We start from the raw sequence: 14,837 nt of genomic DNA, 5'->3' as shown, positions 1-14,837 counted from the left end.
GCTATGTAACTTTGTAAAAGACTGGTAGGCTTTTTATTCCGGTCACAAAATAACATAATAGGAAATCAAATGAAATCAACGGCCCTTACACGCAAGGAATTTATCAGAAACTCCGCTCTGGCTCTTGCGGGTGCAACATTTATCCCGGGAATGCTATTTGCAGAAAATCAACATAATGCGGTTCATCAAGGACTTTTGAGCGGCTACCAAGGTAAAAAAAGCTATACGTTGAAAAACGTGTTGTTGGAAACCGGATTTGAGTACGATGGTGATGGTAATGTCACCGCAACAAAGACCGGTCTTTTTTCCATTCAGATCGCAAACGGGAAAATCAAAAATATCAGTGCCAACAGCAACAGTGCTGATGCGATCGATGCAAAAGGACTTTTGATGCTACCTTCTTTTAAAGATATGCATATCCATCTGGATAAGACCTATTATGGCGACAAATGGCAGGCAGTAAGACGTGGCCCCGGAGGTGTAAAGGGTATGATTGCTCTTGAACAGAAAATCTTGCCCGAACTGCTCAAAAACTCTACCCATAAAGCAGAAAAACTAATTGAACTGTTACAATCCAAGGGAACTGCCTTTGCACGTAGTCATGTCAATATTGAACCGACATCCAAACTAGATTCTTTACATCATCTGCAACTGGCACTTGAAAACAAGAAAAATGGATTTGGAGCTGAATTGGTTGCTTTTCCACAACACGGTGTCTTCTATACCGATTCGGCGCCTTATCTCAAGGAAGCGGCTAAAACCAATATTGATTTTATCGGTGGGGTCGATCCTTTTTCCATCGATGGCGCTATTGAAAAGACAATGGATTTTACGGTTCAACTGGCATTGGATAACAACAAAGGAATTGACATTCACTTACACGAGTCTGGAGAATCCGGTTTGAAAACTGTAGAATACTTAATTAATAAGGTAAACGAGAACCCTGTTCTCAAAGGCAAGACCTATCTCAGTCATTGTTTTGTGCTTGGTCGGCTGGAAAAAGCCAAACAACAAGAAATGGCCGAGAAACTGGGTGCCGCACAAATCGGTATCGTTTCTACGATCCCATTTGGAGGGTTGATTATGCCTATTCCGACGCTCATGGAAAATAATGTTAAAGTCATGACGGGGAATGACAGTATTGTAGATCATTGGAATACTTTCGGAACAGGCAGCGTGCTACAAAAAGCCAATCTTGCAGCTCAGGTATACGGCCAGGCTACTGAATATGCACTATCCCGTATGCTGAAACTTGCTACCGCAGGCCCTACTCCATTGGATGACAAAGGCAATATGCAATGGCCAAAAGTCGGAGACAGTGCAGATATTGCATTCCTTGACGCGAGTTGCTCAGCAGAAGCTATTTCAAGGATATCGCCCGTAAAATCACTTATCTATCAAGGAAATCTTGTTTTTTAACCGTAAGACAAGCCAATAAACGACTCAGGCAGAAAACATCTCCTATGAAAACCAGAAAGGTTCGGGGTAATCATTACCTTCGGACCTTTTGTTTATGATTTAAAATGCTTCATGATCCGCGGTTCAATCCGATCGCTCAGCAGATAAGCCAGGGCAAGCATAAGAATTATAACACCTGAAAGGAGCAGGTATTTATTCAGATACAGATACAGATACAGGTGATTAAAAATAATAAAGCCGATGTGTTGATGGATTAAATACAGCGGATAGGTCAACATGCCGATTTTAACAAATCTGGACGAATTGATCGCCTGGAGCTTTTTACAGGAAACCAGTAACATGAGCAGGTAAAACGCAACGATGGTCGCACCAATAATATAAGGGGAAAAATCACTGTGAAAAGTACGTTCCAACCAATGGATCCGACCTATAGCACCATCAATGGAAATATACAAGCACCAAGGTAAAGCGACAAAATGCTGGACTTTTGGTCCATGCAGAAAAATCTGGCAGAATATAATTCCCGCAATAAAATACGCACTCCAGTCGAGTAAAAAAAACTCGTGGATTGCGTCATAAATTTCAGAAGGCCCAACAAAAAAGCGTAGGCTGGACAATAGCAGCCAAAAATAAACCAGATAATCTAAACCTATTTTTTTAAATTGATTTAGAATTAGGAATAAAGCGATGATCAGGTAAAATTTCAACTCCACATAGAGTGACCAATAAGCGCCATCGACATCCCCCTGTCCCCATAGTTTTTGAACCATAGTCAGATTGGCCAATAGTTGTGTAAATGTGACATGATAACGCGGTGCGCCCCAAAAATAAGAAACGATAAAAGTCAACAGCAAACAAATCCAATACATCGGATACAAGCGCTTGAAGCGGGAATAACAGAACTTCCGCAGCGAAAGATGTTTGATGGAAAAAGCAATTACAAAACCACTAATGATAAAAAATAAGTCTACGCCCAGGTAGCCGTATTTAAAATATTCTCCGACGCCATCGAAACCCAATAGCGACATATTTCCGGCTGCATACCCCCGATATAAATAATGATATAATACAACCGCGGATGCTGCGATAAAGCGAAACAGATCGATTTGATAGATTCTTTTGGACTCAGACATTTGGCTGCAAATATACGCTGTTTCCGGAAAATTTTAAGGAGCAATACACTTGCTATATAACAGATGTCCTATAACAGCTATTATTAAAAGACACTGATAAAAAGCGGCCGCTATCACTCAACTTTATAACATCATTATGTGACTTGTTTGCATTGCATTTAGCGCAGTTGCTGAGTAACTTTACTAGAGTTTAATACCGTAAAATCGAGGAAATTATGAAAAAGACCTTATTAATAGCCCTTTTTATCGCCGTCGCTGTATGTTTCGGCCAGCTGGCGAAAGCACAAAATCCATCAGCGACCTCTCAACCTGTCACCGTCAATATCAACTTGACAGATGCCATTTCGATCACCTTGGGAGCCGCTCCAACTGTCAATTTTAACTATACAACAGCAGCGGATTATGCTGGAGCTAAGACTGTAGAGAAGGCAGCACACTTCACCGTAGTCAGCAACAAACCCTATGATTTGACTGTTGCTGCAACAGCGGCGTTTGCACCGGCAGGCGGACCAGCATTGAATGTTGTCACTGTTACTGTTCCAGCAGCTACAGCCAATGGGGGAACTCCGGTTAACAACGTACCACTCAGCACAACAGCAGCACCTTTGGTCAATAATTCGACCGCCACTACAGGAGCAACTTACACCGTAGATTATACGATTTCGAACCCGGCATCTTTGCTGAATCTAGCCGCATCGGCCTATAGTACAACAGTCACTTATACAGCGACACAACGCTAACTAGAAAGATAATTTTATCCGTGAGATATTATTTAACACTATTAGTCCTTTATATCTGTAATACCCTGATCTATGGACAGGGTATTTCAATTTCTCCATCCCGCATTTTTTTTACTGGCGAGCCGGGACAGACGGTTTCTCAGGTGATTACTTTTAGCAACACCTCGAACGCTGAGCTCAATTTTGTCGCCAACCTGAAAGATTGGGACCGCGATTCTATTGGGGTAAAAAAATATTATTCTCCGGGTCAAAAACGGCAATCAAATGCGGCCTGGCTTACGCTATCAGAAAATACTGTACGCCTGGCTCCGGGAGAGACTAAATCGGTGAATCTTTCCATGACGATCCCAAAAAACCCAGCTCCGCAGCAGCTAAGCAACACCATGCTTTTTTTCACACAAGTGAAAGAACAAAAAGCCGCACTGCAAAATGGCCTTAATATGAACGTGCTTATTGAAGTCGGTATTCAAATTTACCATACTCCCTCCGGATTAAATCCTGGAGACCTGGAATTCCTTGCTTTTGAGGACAGACATTTGATTCCGAGTCAGACGGGTCAGTCCGTGCGCCGCATGGATGTGCACGTTAAAAACACCGGACAGATTAACAAGGATGCGTATGTACGTTTTGAGCTAACCAATACAGAAACGGGAGAGGAAATTCCTATTAAGTCCGTCGCTATCGCGATGCTCCCTAGCTCGGATCAATGGGTGCAAATCGACCTTCCAGAGAAACTTGCTGCAGGACATTATCTTGCCGTTGCAATATTAGATGCAGGCAGCCAATATGATTTGAAAATTGCAGAGAAAGAAATTACATATTAAGCGAAATTTTGCGGTTTACTTCCTAGGCTTATTTAGCTTCTATGGGCATCGTACTTATGCACAGACGACTTCCATCACCTTACCGCAATCCAATATACAAACTAGAAGCGACTATAATACAACTATCAATGTGGGGACTTATACCAGTGTAATCACCCTACTTCCTTCTTTTTCTGTAAAATCCACTGCAGCGACTTTTACCAGCACGACAAGTGGAAGTTTTCCGGCCAGTGTAGTGCATATGAAACTTTCGAGTATTGGCAGCCTGGTATTACTTGCGCTGACCGGAAACAATGAAGTTGCCCTATCAACTGGAGGAGGTTTACTCTATACGGCATTGGCAAGCGTTGCGTCGGGCGCGATAACCGCCAATGCACGCATTGCTACGGCAAGCCAAACCTGGACCGCGGGGGTATTTACCGATGGTGTCAGCTTTTACACGCAAGGTATATTGGCTGGATCAATCTCTCCAACAAGCTACACCCTATCCATTATCATCCCTGGGTTTATCAGCCCACCAAGCAGCATAGGCACAACGAGCATAGCTGTAAATGATCTTAGTTTTTACCGTTCTGCCAATGGGATCAGCACCAATCAGATTATACCAGTATCAAGCACCGTACCTTACGTCCCAAGTATCCGATCAAGCAGCGCTCAGTTTAGTTTTAGTACAACCTTTCCCAACAACGCTTCGCCTGCTTCATCTGTCTCCACAGTGAGCGCTTCACTCAGTGGTGTCGCAACAGCAACCTCGGCCATTTTGTCGACCAGTGATCAAACACTTACAAGCGCTGCCGGAATAGCTGTCCCTACCAATAACAGCAGTTCGATCACACATACGTACGCCATTAGCACCGCACTCCTAAAAAGCAACTTTATACAAGCCGGAACCTACACTGTTCCCCTCACCTACACCTGGAACAAATTGTCTTCAGCCTACCCTACAACTCCGGTGCAGGCGCAGGCTAGTGGAAGTTTGAATGTTGTGGTCAGCGACCTGGGAGAAATCATCGCAAATCAGCAGTCCGTTAATCTTCCTTTTACGACCACCAGTAATTATGTTAACGGAGTTAGTACGAATATGCCCACCCATATAAAACTGAGTAAAACCACGCCTTACAACTTGTATGTACGGGCCACATCTTCTAGTTTTACCTCCGGCGTCAACAGTATTCCATTAAGTGTTTTGCGTATCGGCCCAATGGCCGGTCAGACCGGAGTGAATACAGTTACCCTGTCTACAACGGCCCAGCAACTCATCCAAAATGCCGATCCTGTCATCGATCGAACACTCGATATGCAGTACAGCATCCCCGCTTCGCAGACCAGCAATCTTCTGGGTAAACCAGCCGGCACCTATACCGCAGATATCATCTATAGCTTTGTCGCACCCTAAAATCTTTTAATGCCAACTTTGCGCCTTTGATCTTGATATCTCAGGGCCGGTAGATCAGTGATTCCTTCGGCTTTCACCTCAACCTCACAATTCGAATTTTCAATAACAAAAGGCATCCCTTCCGATTCAACGACCAACTTATAAAAGCCTACTGGCAAATAGAAAATATATGCGCCTTCCTCATTGGTCAATGTATTGTATTTCTTTCCCTGACGGTCAATAGCAGTAATGCGTATACCACTCAGATCAGGCTTAGACTCCAGGTATTTAGTTGCAATTAATTGTATTTTGCCTTTTGCAGTTTTGGTTTTGATCAGTGGAATATCCATAGACCGGTTCCTGGTCAGTACAACCGTCGATGGTCCCTGAGAAACCCAACCTTGATGGTTTTCTGTTTGAATGGAAAAAGAGCCAGCTTCCATGTCAACAAACTTGACCCGCCCCTTTACATCTGTTATGGCAGCTTCTTTTCCGATCCGAATCAACACAGATTCTACAAATACCTCATCATCATCCCGAATTCCATTGTTGTTCTTATCGTCAAAACAGGTCAGCTGTAAGCTATAGCCTTTATAACTGCCAGTACGTCCAAAATTCTTCTCTATTCCCACTCTAATTTGCGTATTGTTAAACGAATAGCGATCCAGGGGTTGCGGTTGCGGTGGATTTATTGGATCTGTTATAAACAGCAATTTCCCTTTGATAAACGTATAAAAAATATCTGCAGTGAGACTCCAGTTGTCCTTCATTCGCCAGCGCGCATTTCCATTGATGGACAAATTATTGCTACGGGAAAAACCATAATAACTGTACATGGTCGCAAGCTGTACCTGTAAATTATGGCCGAATGCCTCAAAGTGTGTATTAGGTCCTAGCGAATACATACTATAGTTAGAATTGGTATAGGTAGCCAAAAGATCACTCAAATAATAAGGATTGATCTGAACAAATGCATTAAAGCCGACAAGTGCATTGTCATAGTTACCCGATACACGCAATGAATGAAAAGGTGCAATGGGCTTTTCAGCTGTATTTTTGTACGTATAACCATAGTCCGTCTGCAGCGAGAAGCGATGTTTCTTCGTAAAAAAGTTAAGATCGGCAACCGTTCTTACGGAACTAGACTTCCAGTTGACAGCATTACTACCCACTCCTAACCAGCTATGATAATCTGCACGCTGCTTCATCCAATAGGGCCGCAAATCAACATTTAATCGCCCAAAAGCTGTACGATATCCAAGTTCATAAATTTCAATCCGATTGCTGTTACTAAAAAAGTAATTCTTATCCCCAACCTGATACTTCGGTTGATTATCCATAAAACTAATTCTAGCCGAGAGACTTTTGATTTCATCCAATGGAATGACAATACGTGAATCCGATTGCAGAAGCCCTCGTCTAAGCCCTACATAATAAGGAGAACTATAATAATTGATACTTGAAATCTGAAAATCATTGAAGACTCCGTTATAACTCACACCACCTGCCAATCCGAATTTATGGCCTCCAGCATCCAACTGTTCAACACTTGTCCCGGCTTCCCAGGTGAGATTTTGATTCGCCGACCAGTCTTTGTATCCTTTTCCACTGAGCAGATGACTCCGGACATTCCGGTAATTGTCTTTGCTGTGCAAATAAGCCAGGCTAATTTCTTGGTTTTTTTCCGATGTAATAGCATACTTAAGTCCCAGTACCCCACCTCCAGGCGAAAAAGTATTCAGCTGATTCCAAAGAAAATAATTGTTTTGGACGGCATATACGTTGATCGAACGCGACTTATCAAATTTATAGTTTGCTCTCAGTCCACGGCCGTTAACATATTGATCCAAATTTTCATAAATATTACCTGCTTTCAGGCCCCATTTTTCCGTTTGATAATTCAAATAACTATCATACATATTAAATGCACGTTGGTTTCTAAAATAGTCCATATTCATGCGATAGCTCAACGAGCTCTCTTTATTCAGCGCAAGATTACCATATCCCTGAAGCTGATACACCGATATATCCTGTCCCATATTGAGATAACGTAAGGCAGCCATATTGCTGTAGGGCTGATTCTGTAAGTTCATGGCCGAACCGAACCGTTTTACGCTGCCTACTGTCATGATGCGCACTCGGCTCGTCGCAAGTTGTTTACCGCCTGCTTCAATAGCTATCATCGTCAGTTCTACATCCGTGGCTATTTTCTTTGTGCGCATACGAACAGTAAATCTCAATAATGACTGCCCTCCTGCTGCCAATGTTGTTGGCAATGTTTCACCTACGACCTCCAGTTCCGAAGGAAGGTTGACAAACTGCAGTTGAAAGGTAAACGGTATTAAACCCATATTGACGACGCGTACCAAAAATTGCGTTTGTCCAGTTGACTGATCAATAAAATACTCGGGTTGTTCAGACTGAATCAATAGCGCTGTCTGAACATCCAGTTTTGTGCAGAAAATTTGAGGGGGCTGTATAGTTACAGCAGCGTCTTTCGAATTCAACCCTATGCTAAATTTTTGTATCGCATCCGAGATCGTCCGTCGATCGGTCATGTATTTCAAGGGAAAGCTTTTCGTTTCATATGCCTTCAGTTGTATTAATGGAGGCAATTTGATCAATCCCTGCAATGCCTTCGTATCATTGGACTCAGGGTTTAGTTCAATTGTTCTATCCGTGTAGTTAACAATCGTTAGTTTGTTTGAAAATGTCTGGGATGGCGTGATCCGAACGGTATCGAATTCGAAATGATAGGCAATATCGTATCGTTGCTGACTTTTCGCTATGGATGAGAAAAGAGCAGTATAGCAGAAAAGAAACACAAAAATTAAAAGGCTTCTTATTGGCATAGCATATCATTCAAGTAGCTATAAAAATCAGGCTAAATTTAAATAGATCGAAATTTAGGAGGTCACATATTCATGTAATGAATTATTAAGCCGTCAATTGCGCGATCAGTTCACCTTTACTATTGATCTGAAACTTTCTATATATTCGCTTGATATAAATACGTACCGTGTCCAACGAGATTGCATATTTTTGGGCAATCATTTTATAGCTAAGGCCTTCAATAATACCATTAGCGATCTGCAACTCGCGCGCAGTCAGCAAATTTTCGGATTGTTTGGCACTGAAGGCCTGTTCAATCAAAGCGCGATTAACAAAAGGGCTAATAAAAGAACCATTTCCCAATGTCATTGTTATCGCATTTTTTAAAGATTGGAGACATGTTTTCTTCAACATATACCCCACCGCACCTTGCCTAAAACAGCTACGTACCATCCTTACATCACAATTATTGGTCAGAACCAGTATTTCAGCCCTTGGGAACACGCTTTTCACCCTTTCGACAATTAAGATATCCTGATGATCAATGTCGACAATCATCACATCAGGGATTTGATTGCGCCCTGAAGACGCAAGTGTATCCAGATCAAAGAGTACATGAATCGGGATTGTTGATTCAGCCATATTTTTTTCCGAGATGATTTTTTTTGTTTCCACCCGTTCTTGCTCATCCATGTCTATTATCCCAACTGTAATCATAATATTTCACATTTTATTAAATTGAAAACTATATGCTTAACTGATCTTTCACGCTATATTCGTCCCACTCTTATGAACCTATTGTAGTATAGACAAACCTGTTCTTAAAATTGTTTCTAAAGAAAAAAAACAGCCGAAATAAAATTTACAACTAAGCGAAATTAACAACATTAAAAATGAATTTCACAATAATTTACTTAAGGCCACTAAATAGATTGAAAACAATTTATATAAATATAATTTTTATTATTTAGAAATTCAAATTTCCTTGTTGGAAAATTAAAGACAATCGTATTATCTGCGATTGATAGCGCTACCGGCAGCGATCTAAACTTTACTAAAAACTTAATTATATTTGGAAAAAAAATTCTAATGAGCCGCCTATCTATCCTATTTACTGTTATTTCAACAATATTGTGTAGCTTTTGTGCATACGCCCAAAATAGTGGCTGGGACAAGTTAGACAAACAACTTGCAGAGGCAAACAGCGATTCTACCCGAGTATTGGCTTATTACAAAACCGCCTCAGAAATTTACCGCAGCAATCCCCAAGAAGCCCAGGAAATTGTTTCGAAAGGCCTTAATATGGCTTCAGAAAAGAAGTTTGCAGCGTTGGAAATTGACCTGCTTAATCTACAAGGTGTTATTTATCTGAAGCTAAATAAGTTCGATGAAAGTGTAAAAACCCATTTCAACGTACTCAAAAAGCGGGAAGAACGTAACGATAAGAAGGGGGTGATGCTTTCTTACCTTAACATAGGAAATGTGTTTAATAAGAGTTATGATCCCGATCAGGCTTTAAAATACTACGAACGCGCGCTAGACCTTTCAAAGGAACTTCATGACACTAGGAATCGAGCCAATATATCGACCAATATTGGGAATATATATGCGCAAAAAGCATTGAATGGAGAGAGCAAGAAGGATGTAGACCATGCTATTAAATACTTAGTAAAGACGGTTGAATTCTGTAAAGCCAATGCGCCGGACGTTGATCTTTTTAATACTTATATTTTACTAAGCTATCTCTATCTCAAGGCAGATAAGCTCGAGTGGAGTACGTACTATACCGACCTTGCCATTGACATCACCACGACAAAAAAAGACCCTGTTGGTGAAAGTTATGCACGTATTAATCGAGCCAATATTTACGTCAAAGAAAAGCGTTTTGATCTGGCAGCAAAAGAAGTAGCTCTTATCAAAGGTGTGATCGCAAAAAGCGGCTTCACAAATCTGACGGAAGATCTTCAAGGCGATTTCGATAAAATAGCAAAAGCGATCAAAAAGCAGGATGAACATTTAATTCTAAGTGATCAAGATAGTTTGGACCGTAAGTTTCACGAAGACGCTGAGGTTTTACGCGTCCGTATCCGGGAAGAACTCCGAGAGAAGTATGAAAGCGACAAGAAAGAGCTTGAAAATAAAAATTTATTACTGAAAAATGCGAATGTAGAACGAGAAGCCCATTGGATAAAACTGATTTGGCTAGCCACCTTTTTTGTCCTTCTAATTATCTCCGTTATGGTACTGTTACTGATCAAAAAGAATAGATTATTACGTGAAGAGAAACGGAAAGTCGATCAGCAGGCCGCCGAGATCAGGCATCAACACGAAGAGCTCATCCAGGCAGATCGATTTCGATCCAGTATATTTTCCGTTGTGTCACATGACCTTCGAAGTCCTTTGTCAACTTTCCAAGCGCTGCTTGCTGTATCCAAAATTGTCGAACTCCCAGCAGACGAAATTAAAAGTATGCTAATCAATATAGGCAATCAAGTTACAACAGCCTCCAAAATGCTCGACAGCCTGCTCGTATGGTCTTCACAACAAATGGCAAATGAAAAGCTTGAAATACAGGAAATTTCACCTTATGAAATTGTTAGAGAATGTGAGGCATTATTTATCGATCGGATTAATCTAAAAGATTTATCGATAGACGTCCGTATTTCCCCTCAATTGACCATCCAAAGTGATGTTAAACGATTTGAATTTATCATTCGCAATATCTTTAACAACGCTATTAAGTTTTCCTTTAGTGGTAAGACTATTATTTTCGACCAGCGGGAAAGCGAAAGGGGAGTACTTATTTCAATTACAGATCAGGGAATTGGAATGGACGAGCGAAAAATCGCCGCACTTAAAAATATGCAGAAACAGCAACACAGTCTAGAAGGCACTTTTGAAGAAAAGGGATCAGGTATCGGCTTAATGCTTTGCCATGAATTCGCAAACCGTATGGGTTATTCAATTACGGTTGAAAGTAGTGAAGGTTTTGGAAGTACATTTATCGTTCATATACCAAAATAGCATTCTGCCCAGAAAACAGAATGCTAATAAATGATTAAAAGCTTTTTACAATACGCTTTAAATACTCTCCATATCCCGACTTGCAGAGCGGTAGAGAAAGTTTTAGCAACTGCTGTCCATCAATGTAGCCCATTCTGTAAGCAACTTCTTCAATTGCCCCTATTTTCATTCCTTGTCGCTCCTCGATTACTTGCACAAATTGACCTGCCTGCATGAGCGACTGTATAGTCCCGGTATCCAACCATGCTGTGCCACGATCAAAAATACCAACCTTTAATTTGCCCCGGCGAAGATACTCTTTATTGATATCGGTGATCTCGAGCTCACCGCGAGGAGAAGGTTTTATATTTTTAGCAATCTTAACCACCTCGTTGTCATAAAAATAAACACCAGGAACAGCATAATTCGACTTTGGAAATTGTGGTTTTTCTTCAATAGAAATAACGTTATTTCCTTCATCAAATTCAACCACACCATATCGTTCCGGGTCCTGCACTGGATAGGCAAAAACTACCCCGCCATCAGGATCTGCCGATGACTGCAATAGTTTTGAAAGCCCCGAGCCATAAAAGATATTATCGCCTAAAATCAAGGCTACTTTATCGTCACCGATAAATTCTTCTCCAAGCAAAAATGCTTGCGCCAGTCCATCTGGACTTGGCTGCTCTTTATATTCGAAGCGACAGCCTAATTGCGAACCGTCCCCCAATAACTTTTCAAAATTTGGCAAATCTTGCGGTGTCGATATAATCAAAATCTCCCGTATACCAGCCAGCATCAATGTCGACAAGGGGTAGTATATCATAGGTTTATCATATACAGGCATCAATTGCTTGCTTACGGCCAATGTAAGTGGGTGTAATCGAGTCCCTGAGCCCCCAGCTAATATAATTCCTTTCATTTTACTGTTATTTAACGAAAAAGACTTTACAACGATATTGACAAAGTCTCCTTATTTTTTCTAATTATTTAAATTCTTCAGCGAGCATATTACCCAAACTTATTTTCCAATCCGGCACTTCCACGCCAAATATTCTCTTAATTTTTGATTTATCAAGTAGCGAATACTTTGGCCTGCGAGCAGGTGTGGGGTACGCACTTGTGGGAATCGGTTTTACCTGACAATCGAACGATCGGAAATCACGTATCGCTACAGCAAAGTCGTACCAGGAAATTTCACCTTCATTGCTATAATGATAAATACCGGGCTCCCAGACGGGCGAATCTATAATTTTTAATATCGCTCTAGCAAGATCTCCTGCATAAGTAGGGCTTCCAATTTGATCGTTAATTACCCCCACTTCATCACGCTCATCCATTAAACGACACATGGTTTTAACAAAATTTTTGCCGTAGGTGGAATATACCCAAGAGGTGCGTATAATGATTGCGTCGGGGCACCATTTCTGAATCGCCTGTTCTCCGGCTAGTTTCGTTTGACCATATACATTGATGGGGGCGGTTTCTGCAGTTTCTGTTAAAGCAGAAGCAGAAGATCCATCAAAAACATAATCTGTCGAAATAGCAATAAGTTTTGTATCGTGCAGACGGCAATACTGTGCAATTTCTTCTGAGGCTAAATGATTGACCAGATTCGGAGTCACCTGATCTTCCTCCGCTTTATCTACGGCTGTATATGCTCCTGCATGTATAATGAGATCAGGTTGATACATTCCCAAGATCTCCTGTATAATCTGTATTTGATCCAACGGCAATTGCTTCCGATCTAAGAAATAACACTCTTTTTCTGTATTATCCAGCAAAAGATCCTTTAGCTCTGAGCCAAGTTGTCCTGAGGCTCCTGTTATAACAATCCGCATCCCGTTTTAAATTAGTTTCGAACGCAACTCTTCAAAGGATTGTGCCTCCTGATCTTTTTGTGAGAGAATCATTTGTTCTGCGGGAATTTGCCAATCTATCGCCAATTCCAGATCTAAGGGATTTATACCATCTTCTGATTCTTTATGATAGTTATTATCACATTTATAGAAAAAAACAGCATGCGTTGACAATACAGAAAAGCCATGTAAGAAGCCTCGAGGAATATACATTTGTTGTTTATTTTCGGCAGAAAGTTCCACCGCAACATATTGTCCAAAGGTGGGGGATCCTGGACGAACATCGACGGCAACATCCAGCACTTTTCCCTCAACAACACGGACCAATTTAGCTTGTGCATGTTCACCAGCCTGCAAATGTAGTCCGCGGACGACGCCAAACTGTGATTTAGATTGATTATCCTGCACAAAGTGTGGTGTATAACCGAGTATCGCCGTTAATTTCGTTTCATTAAATGATTCAAAAAAATAACCCCTTTCATCTTCAAACACAGCCGGTTCAAGTATAAAACAGCCTTTTAGTTTAGTTTCCGTATACCTCATCCTTATGCGTCTTTGTATTGATTGTCATAATATTTTTGATAATCTCCAGATGTTACATGGTCCAACCATTCTTGATTAGCCAAAAACCAGTCTATGGTTCGCGACAAACCCTCTTCAAAAGTTACCGAAGGTTTCCAACCCAACTCCTTATTGATCTTTGTGGCATCGATGGCGTAGCGCAAATCATGCCCCGGTCTGTCTTTAACAAAGGTGATCAACTGTGCCGAATTGCCCTTTTCACGCCCCAATTTCTCATCCATTTGTTTGCACAGCTCCTTGATCAGATCTATATTTTGCCATTCATTGAATCCGCCCACGTTATAGGAATCCCCATTTTTCCCTTCATGAAAAACCAGATCAATGGCTTTTGCATGGTCGATCACATATAACCAGTCGCGGGTATATTTTCCATCACCATAAACAGGGAGTGATTTATGATTTAAAATATTATGAATGCACAAAGGAATCAATTTCTCTGGGAAATGATTCGGGCCATAATTGTTGGAACAATTTGTCAACACAATAGGCAGGCCGTAGGTATCATGGTAAGCCCGCACAAAATGATCTGAACTTGCTTTAGATGCCGAATACGGCGAATGGGGATCATAGTTTGTTTCTTCCGTAAAAAATCCGGTATCACCGAGCGCACCAAACACCTCATCTGTTGACACATGATGAAATCGCTTTCCTTCAAAATTATCCTTCCAAATTGTCTTCGCCGCATTCAATAAATTGACCGTACCAATCACGTTAGTCATAACGAAAGCCATGGGATCGACAATTGAACGATCGACATGCGACTCCGCAGCCAAGTGGATAATACCGTCGGGCTGATATTCCTGAAAAATAGCCGCGACAGCATGCTGATCCGTAATATCCGCCTTAACAAAACTGTAATTGGGCAAATGCTCTATATCCTTTAAATTCTCCAGATTACCAGCATAGGTCAAAGCATCTAAATTTATAATTTGATATTCAGGATATTTCAACACAAACTCACGGACAACGTGTGATCCTATAAAGCCTGCTCCCCCAGTAATTAAAATTGTTTTATTCATATAATGATTTTCGAATATTTAGACCATTGGTCTGCGAATGATGAGTTCACC

Annotated in this window: 12 protein-coding genes; 5 read left to right on the top strand and 7 right to left on the bottom strand. The window is 41.1% G+C overall.

Going from position 1 to position 14,837, the window contains the following annotated elements:
* Window positions 1-69 precede the first annotated feature (69 nt).
* Window positions 70-1,419: an amidohydrolase gene (locus K2F45_RS01555; protein WP_248932908.1), complete on the top strand. Its 1,350-nt coding sequence runs from the start codon at window positions 70-72 to the stop codon at window positions 1,417-1,419.
* A gap of 92 nt (window positions 1,420-1,511) precedes the next feature.
* Here the strand turns inward: K2F45_RS01555 and K2F45_RS01550 are convergent, their stop codons facing one another.
* Window positions 1,512-2,552 carry an acyltransferase family protein gene (locus K2F45_RS01550; protein WP_248932907.1) on the bottom strand — a complete coding sequence of 347 codons (1,041 nt, stop codon included), beginning with the start codon at window positions 2,550-2,552 and terminating at the stop codon, window positions 1,512-1,514.
* A gap of 215 nt (window positions 2,553-2,767) precedes the next feature.
* Between K2F45_RS01550 and K2F45_RS01545 the strand changes: the two genes are divergently transcribed.
* From K2F45_RS01545 to K2F45_RS01535, 3 genes are read left to right on the top strand one after another with little or no spacing between them, the layout of a single operon-like run.
* Complete coding sequence (locus K2F45_RS01545; RefSeq protein ID WP_248932906.1) at window positions 2,768-3,292, top strand: hypothetical protein; 525 nt, start codon at window positions 2,768-2,770, stop codon at window positions 3,290-3,292.
* Between the two features lie 20 nt (window positions 3,293-3,312).
* Window positions 3,313-4,116, top strand: coding sequence for a fimbrial biogenesis chaperone (locus K2F45_RS01540; RefSeq protein WP_248932905.1), 804 nt, complete (start codon window positions 3,313-3,315; stop codon window positions 4,114-4,116).
* A complete protein-coding gene (locus K2F45_RS01535; protein WP_248932904.1) occupies window positions 4,091-5,512 on the top strand; it encodes a hypothetical protein in 1,422 nt (473 codons plus the stop codon). The genes K2F45_RS01540 and K2F45_RS01535 overlap by 26 nt, the downstream gene beginning before the upstream one ends.
* Here K2F45_RS01535 and K2F45_RS01530 read toward each other — a convergent pair.
* Entirely contained in the window at window positions 5,509-8,343 is a 2,835-nt protein-coding gene (locus tag K2F45_RS01530; RefSeq protein ID WP_248932903.1) for an MSCRAMM family protein, read from the bottom strand. The two genes, K2F45_RS01535 and K2F45_RS01530, sit on opposite strands and share 4 nt — an antisense overlap.
* Window positions 8,344-8,428: 85 nt before the next feature.
* Window positions 8,429-9,040 carry a LuxR C-terminal-related transcriptional regulator gene (locus K2F45_RS01525; protein WP_248932902.1) on the bottom strand — a complete coding sequence of 204 codons (612 nt, stop codon included), beginning with the start codon at window positions 9,038-9,040 and terminating at the stop codon, window positions 8,429-8,431.
* Window positions 9,041-9,412: 372 nt separating this feature from the next.
* On the opposite strand from K2F45_RS01525, the gene K2F45_RS01520 reads away from it, so the two are divergent.
* A complete protein-coding gene (locus tag K2F45_RS01520; RefSeq protein ID WP_248932901.1) occupies window positions 9,413-11,347 on the top strand; it encodes a tetratricopeptide repeat-containing sensor histidine kinase in 1,935 nt (644 codons plus the stop codon).
* Between the two features lie 34 nt (window positions 11,348-11,381).
* Here the strand turns inward: K2F45_RS01520 and rfbA are convergent, their stop codons facing one another.
* The 4 genes from rfbA to rfbB form a co-directional block, all read right to left on the bottom strand.
* Window positions 11,382-12,248, bottom strand: a complete 867-nt coding sequence (gene rfbA / locus K2F45_RS01515) for a glucose-1-phosphate thymidylyltransferase RfbA (protein ID WP_153848318.1) — start codon at window positions 12,246-12,248, stop codon at window positions 11,382-11,384.
* A 64-nt stretch (window positions 12,249-12,312) separates the two neighbouring features.
* Window positions 12,313-13,167, bottom strand: coding sequence for a dTDP-4-dehydrorhamnose reductase (gene rfbD, locus K2F45_RS01510; RefSeq protein ID WP_248932900.1), 855 nt, complete (start codon window positions 13,165-13,167; stop codon window positions 12,313-12,315).
* Window positions 13,168-13,173: 6 nt separating this feature from the next.
* Entirely contained in the window at window positions 13,174-13,728 is a 555-nt protein-coding gene (gene rfbC, locus K2F45_RS01505; RefSeq protein WP_248932899.1) for a dTDP-4-dehydrorhamnose 3,5-epimerase, read from the bottom strand.
* Between the two features lie 2 nt (window positions 13,729-13,730).
* Window positions 13,731-14,786, bottom strand: coding sequence for a dTDP-glucose 4,6-dehydratase (gene rfbB / locus K2F45_RS01500; protein WP_075990683.1), 1,056 nt, complete (start codon window positions 14,784-14,786; stop codon window positions 13,731-13,733).
* Window positions 14,787-14,837: the final 51 nt, after the last annotated feature.

Origin of the sequence: Sphingobacterium siyangense (assembly GCF_023277505.1) — a bacterium.
Lineage (GTDB): Bacteria > Bacteroidota > Bacteroidia > Sphingobacteriales > Sphingobacteriaceae > Sphingobacterium > Sphingobacterium siyangense.
The sequence above is the reverse complement of the archived record's forward strand: the minus strand, read 5'-3'. Positions and strand labels throughout refer to the sequence as shown.

Bases quoted from the DNA above. Each gene is read 5' to 3' on its own strand.
- K2F45_RS01555 (WP_248932908.1), top strand. From the start codon at position 70: ATGAAATCAACGGCCCTTACACGCAAGGAATTTATCAGAAACTCCGCT.
- K2F45_RS01550 (WP_248932907.1), bottom strand. From the start codon at position 2,552: ATGTCTGAGTCCAAAAGAATCTATCAAATCGATCTGTTTCGCTTTATC.
- K2F45_RS01545 (WP_248932906.1), top strand. From the start codon at position 2,768: ATGAAAAAGACCTTATTAATAGCCCTTTTTATCGCCGTCGCTGTATGT.
- K2F45_RS01530 (WP_248932903.1), bottom strand. From the start codon at position 8,343: ATGCCAATAAGAAGCCTTTTAATTTTTGTGTTTCTTTTCTGCTATACT.
- K2F45_RS01525 (WP_248932902.1), bottom strand. From the start codon at position 9,040: ATGATTACAGTTGGGATAATAGACATGGATGAGCAAGAACGGGTGGAA.
- K2F45_RS01520 (WP_248932901.1), top strand. From the start codon at position 9,413: ATGAGCCGCCTATCTATCCTATTTACTGTTATTTCAACAATATTGTGT.
- rfbA (WP_153848318.1), bottom strand. From the start codon at position 12,248: ATGAAAGGAATTATATTAGCTGGGGGCTCAGGGACTCGATTACACCCA.
- rfbD (WP_248932900.1), bottom strand. From the start codon at position 13,167: ATGCGGATTGTTATAACAGGAGCCTCAGGACAACTTGGCTCAGAGCTA.
- rfbC (WP_248932899.1), bottom strand. From the start codon at position 13,728: ATGAGGTATACGGAAACTAAACTAAAAGGCTGTTTTATACTTGAACCG.
- rfbB (WP_075990683.1), bottom strand. From the start codon at position 14,786: ATGAATAAAACAATTTTAATTACTGGGGGAGCAGGCTTTATAGGATCA.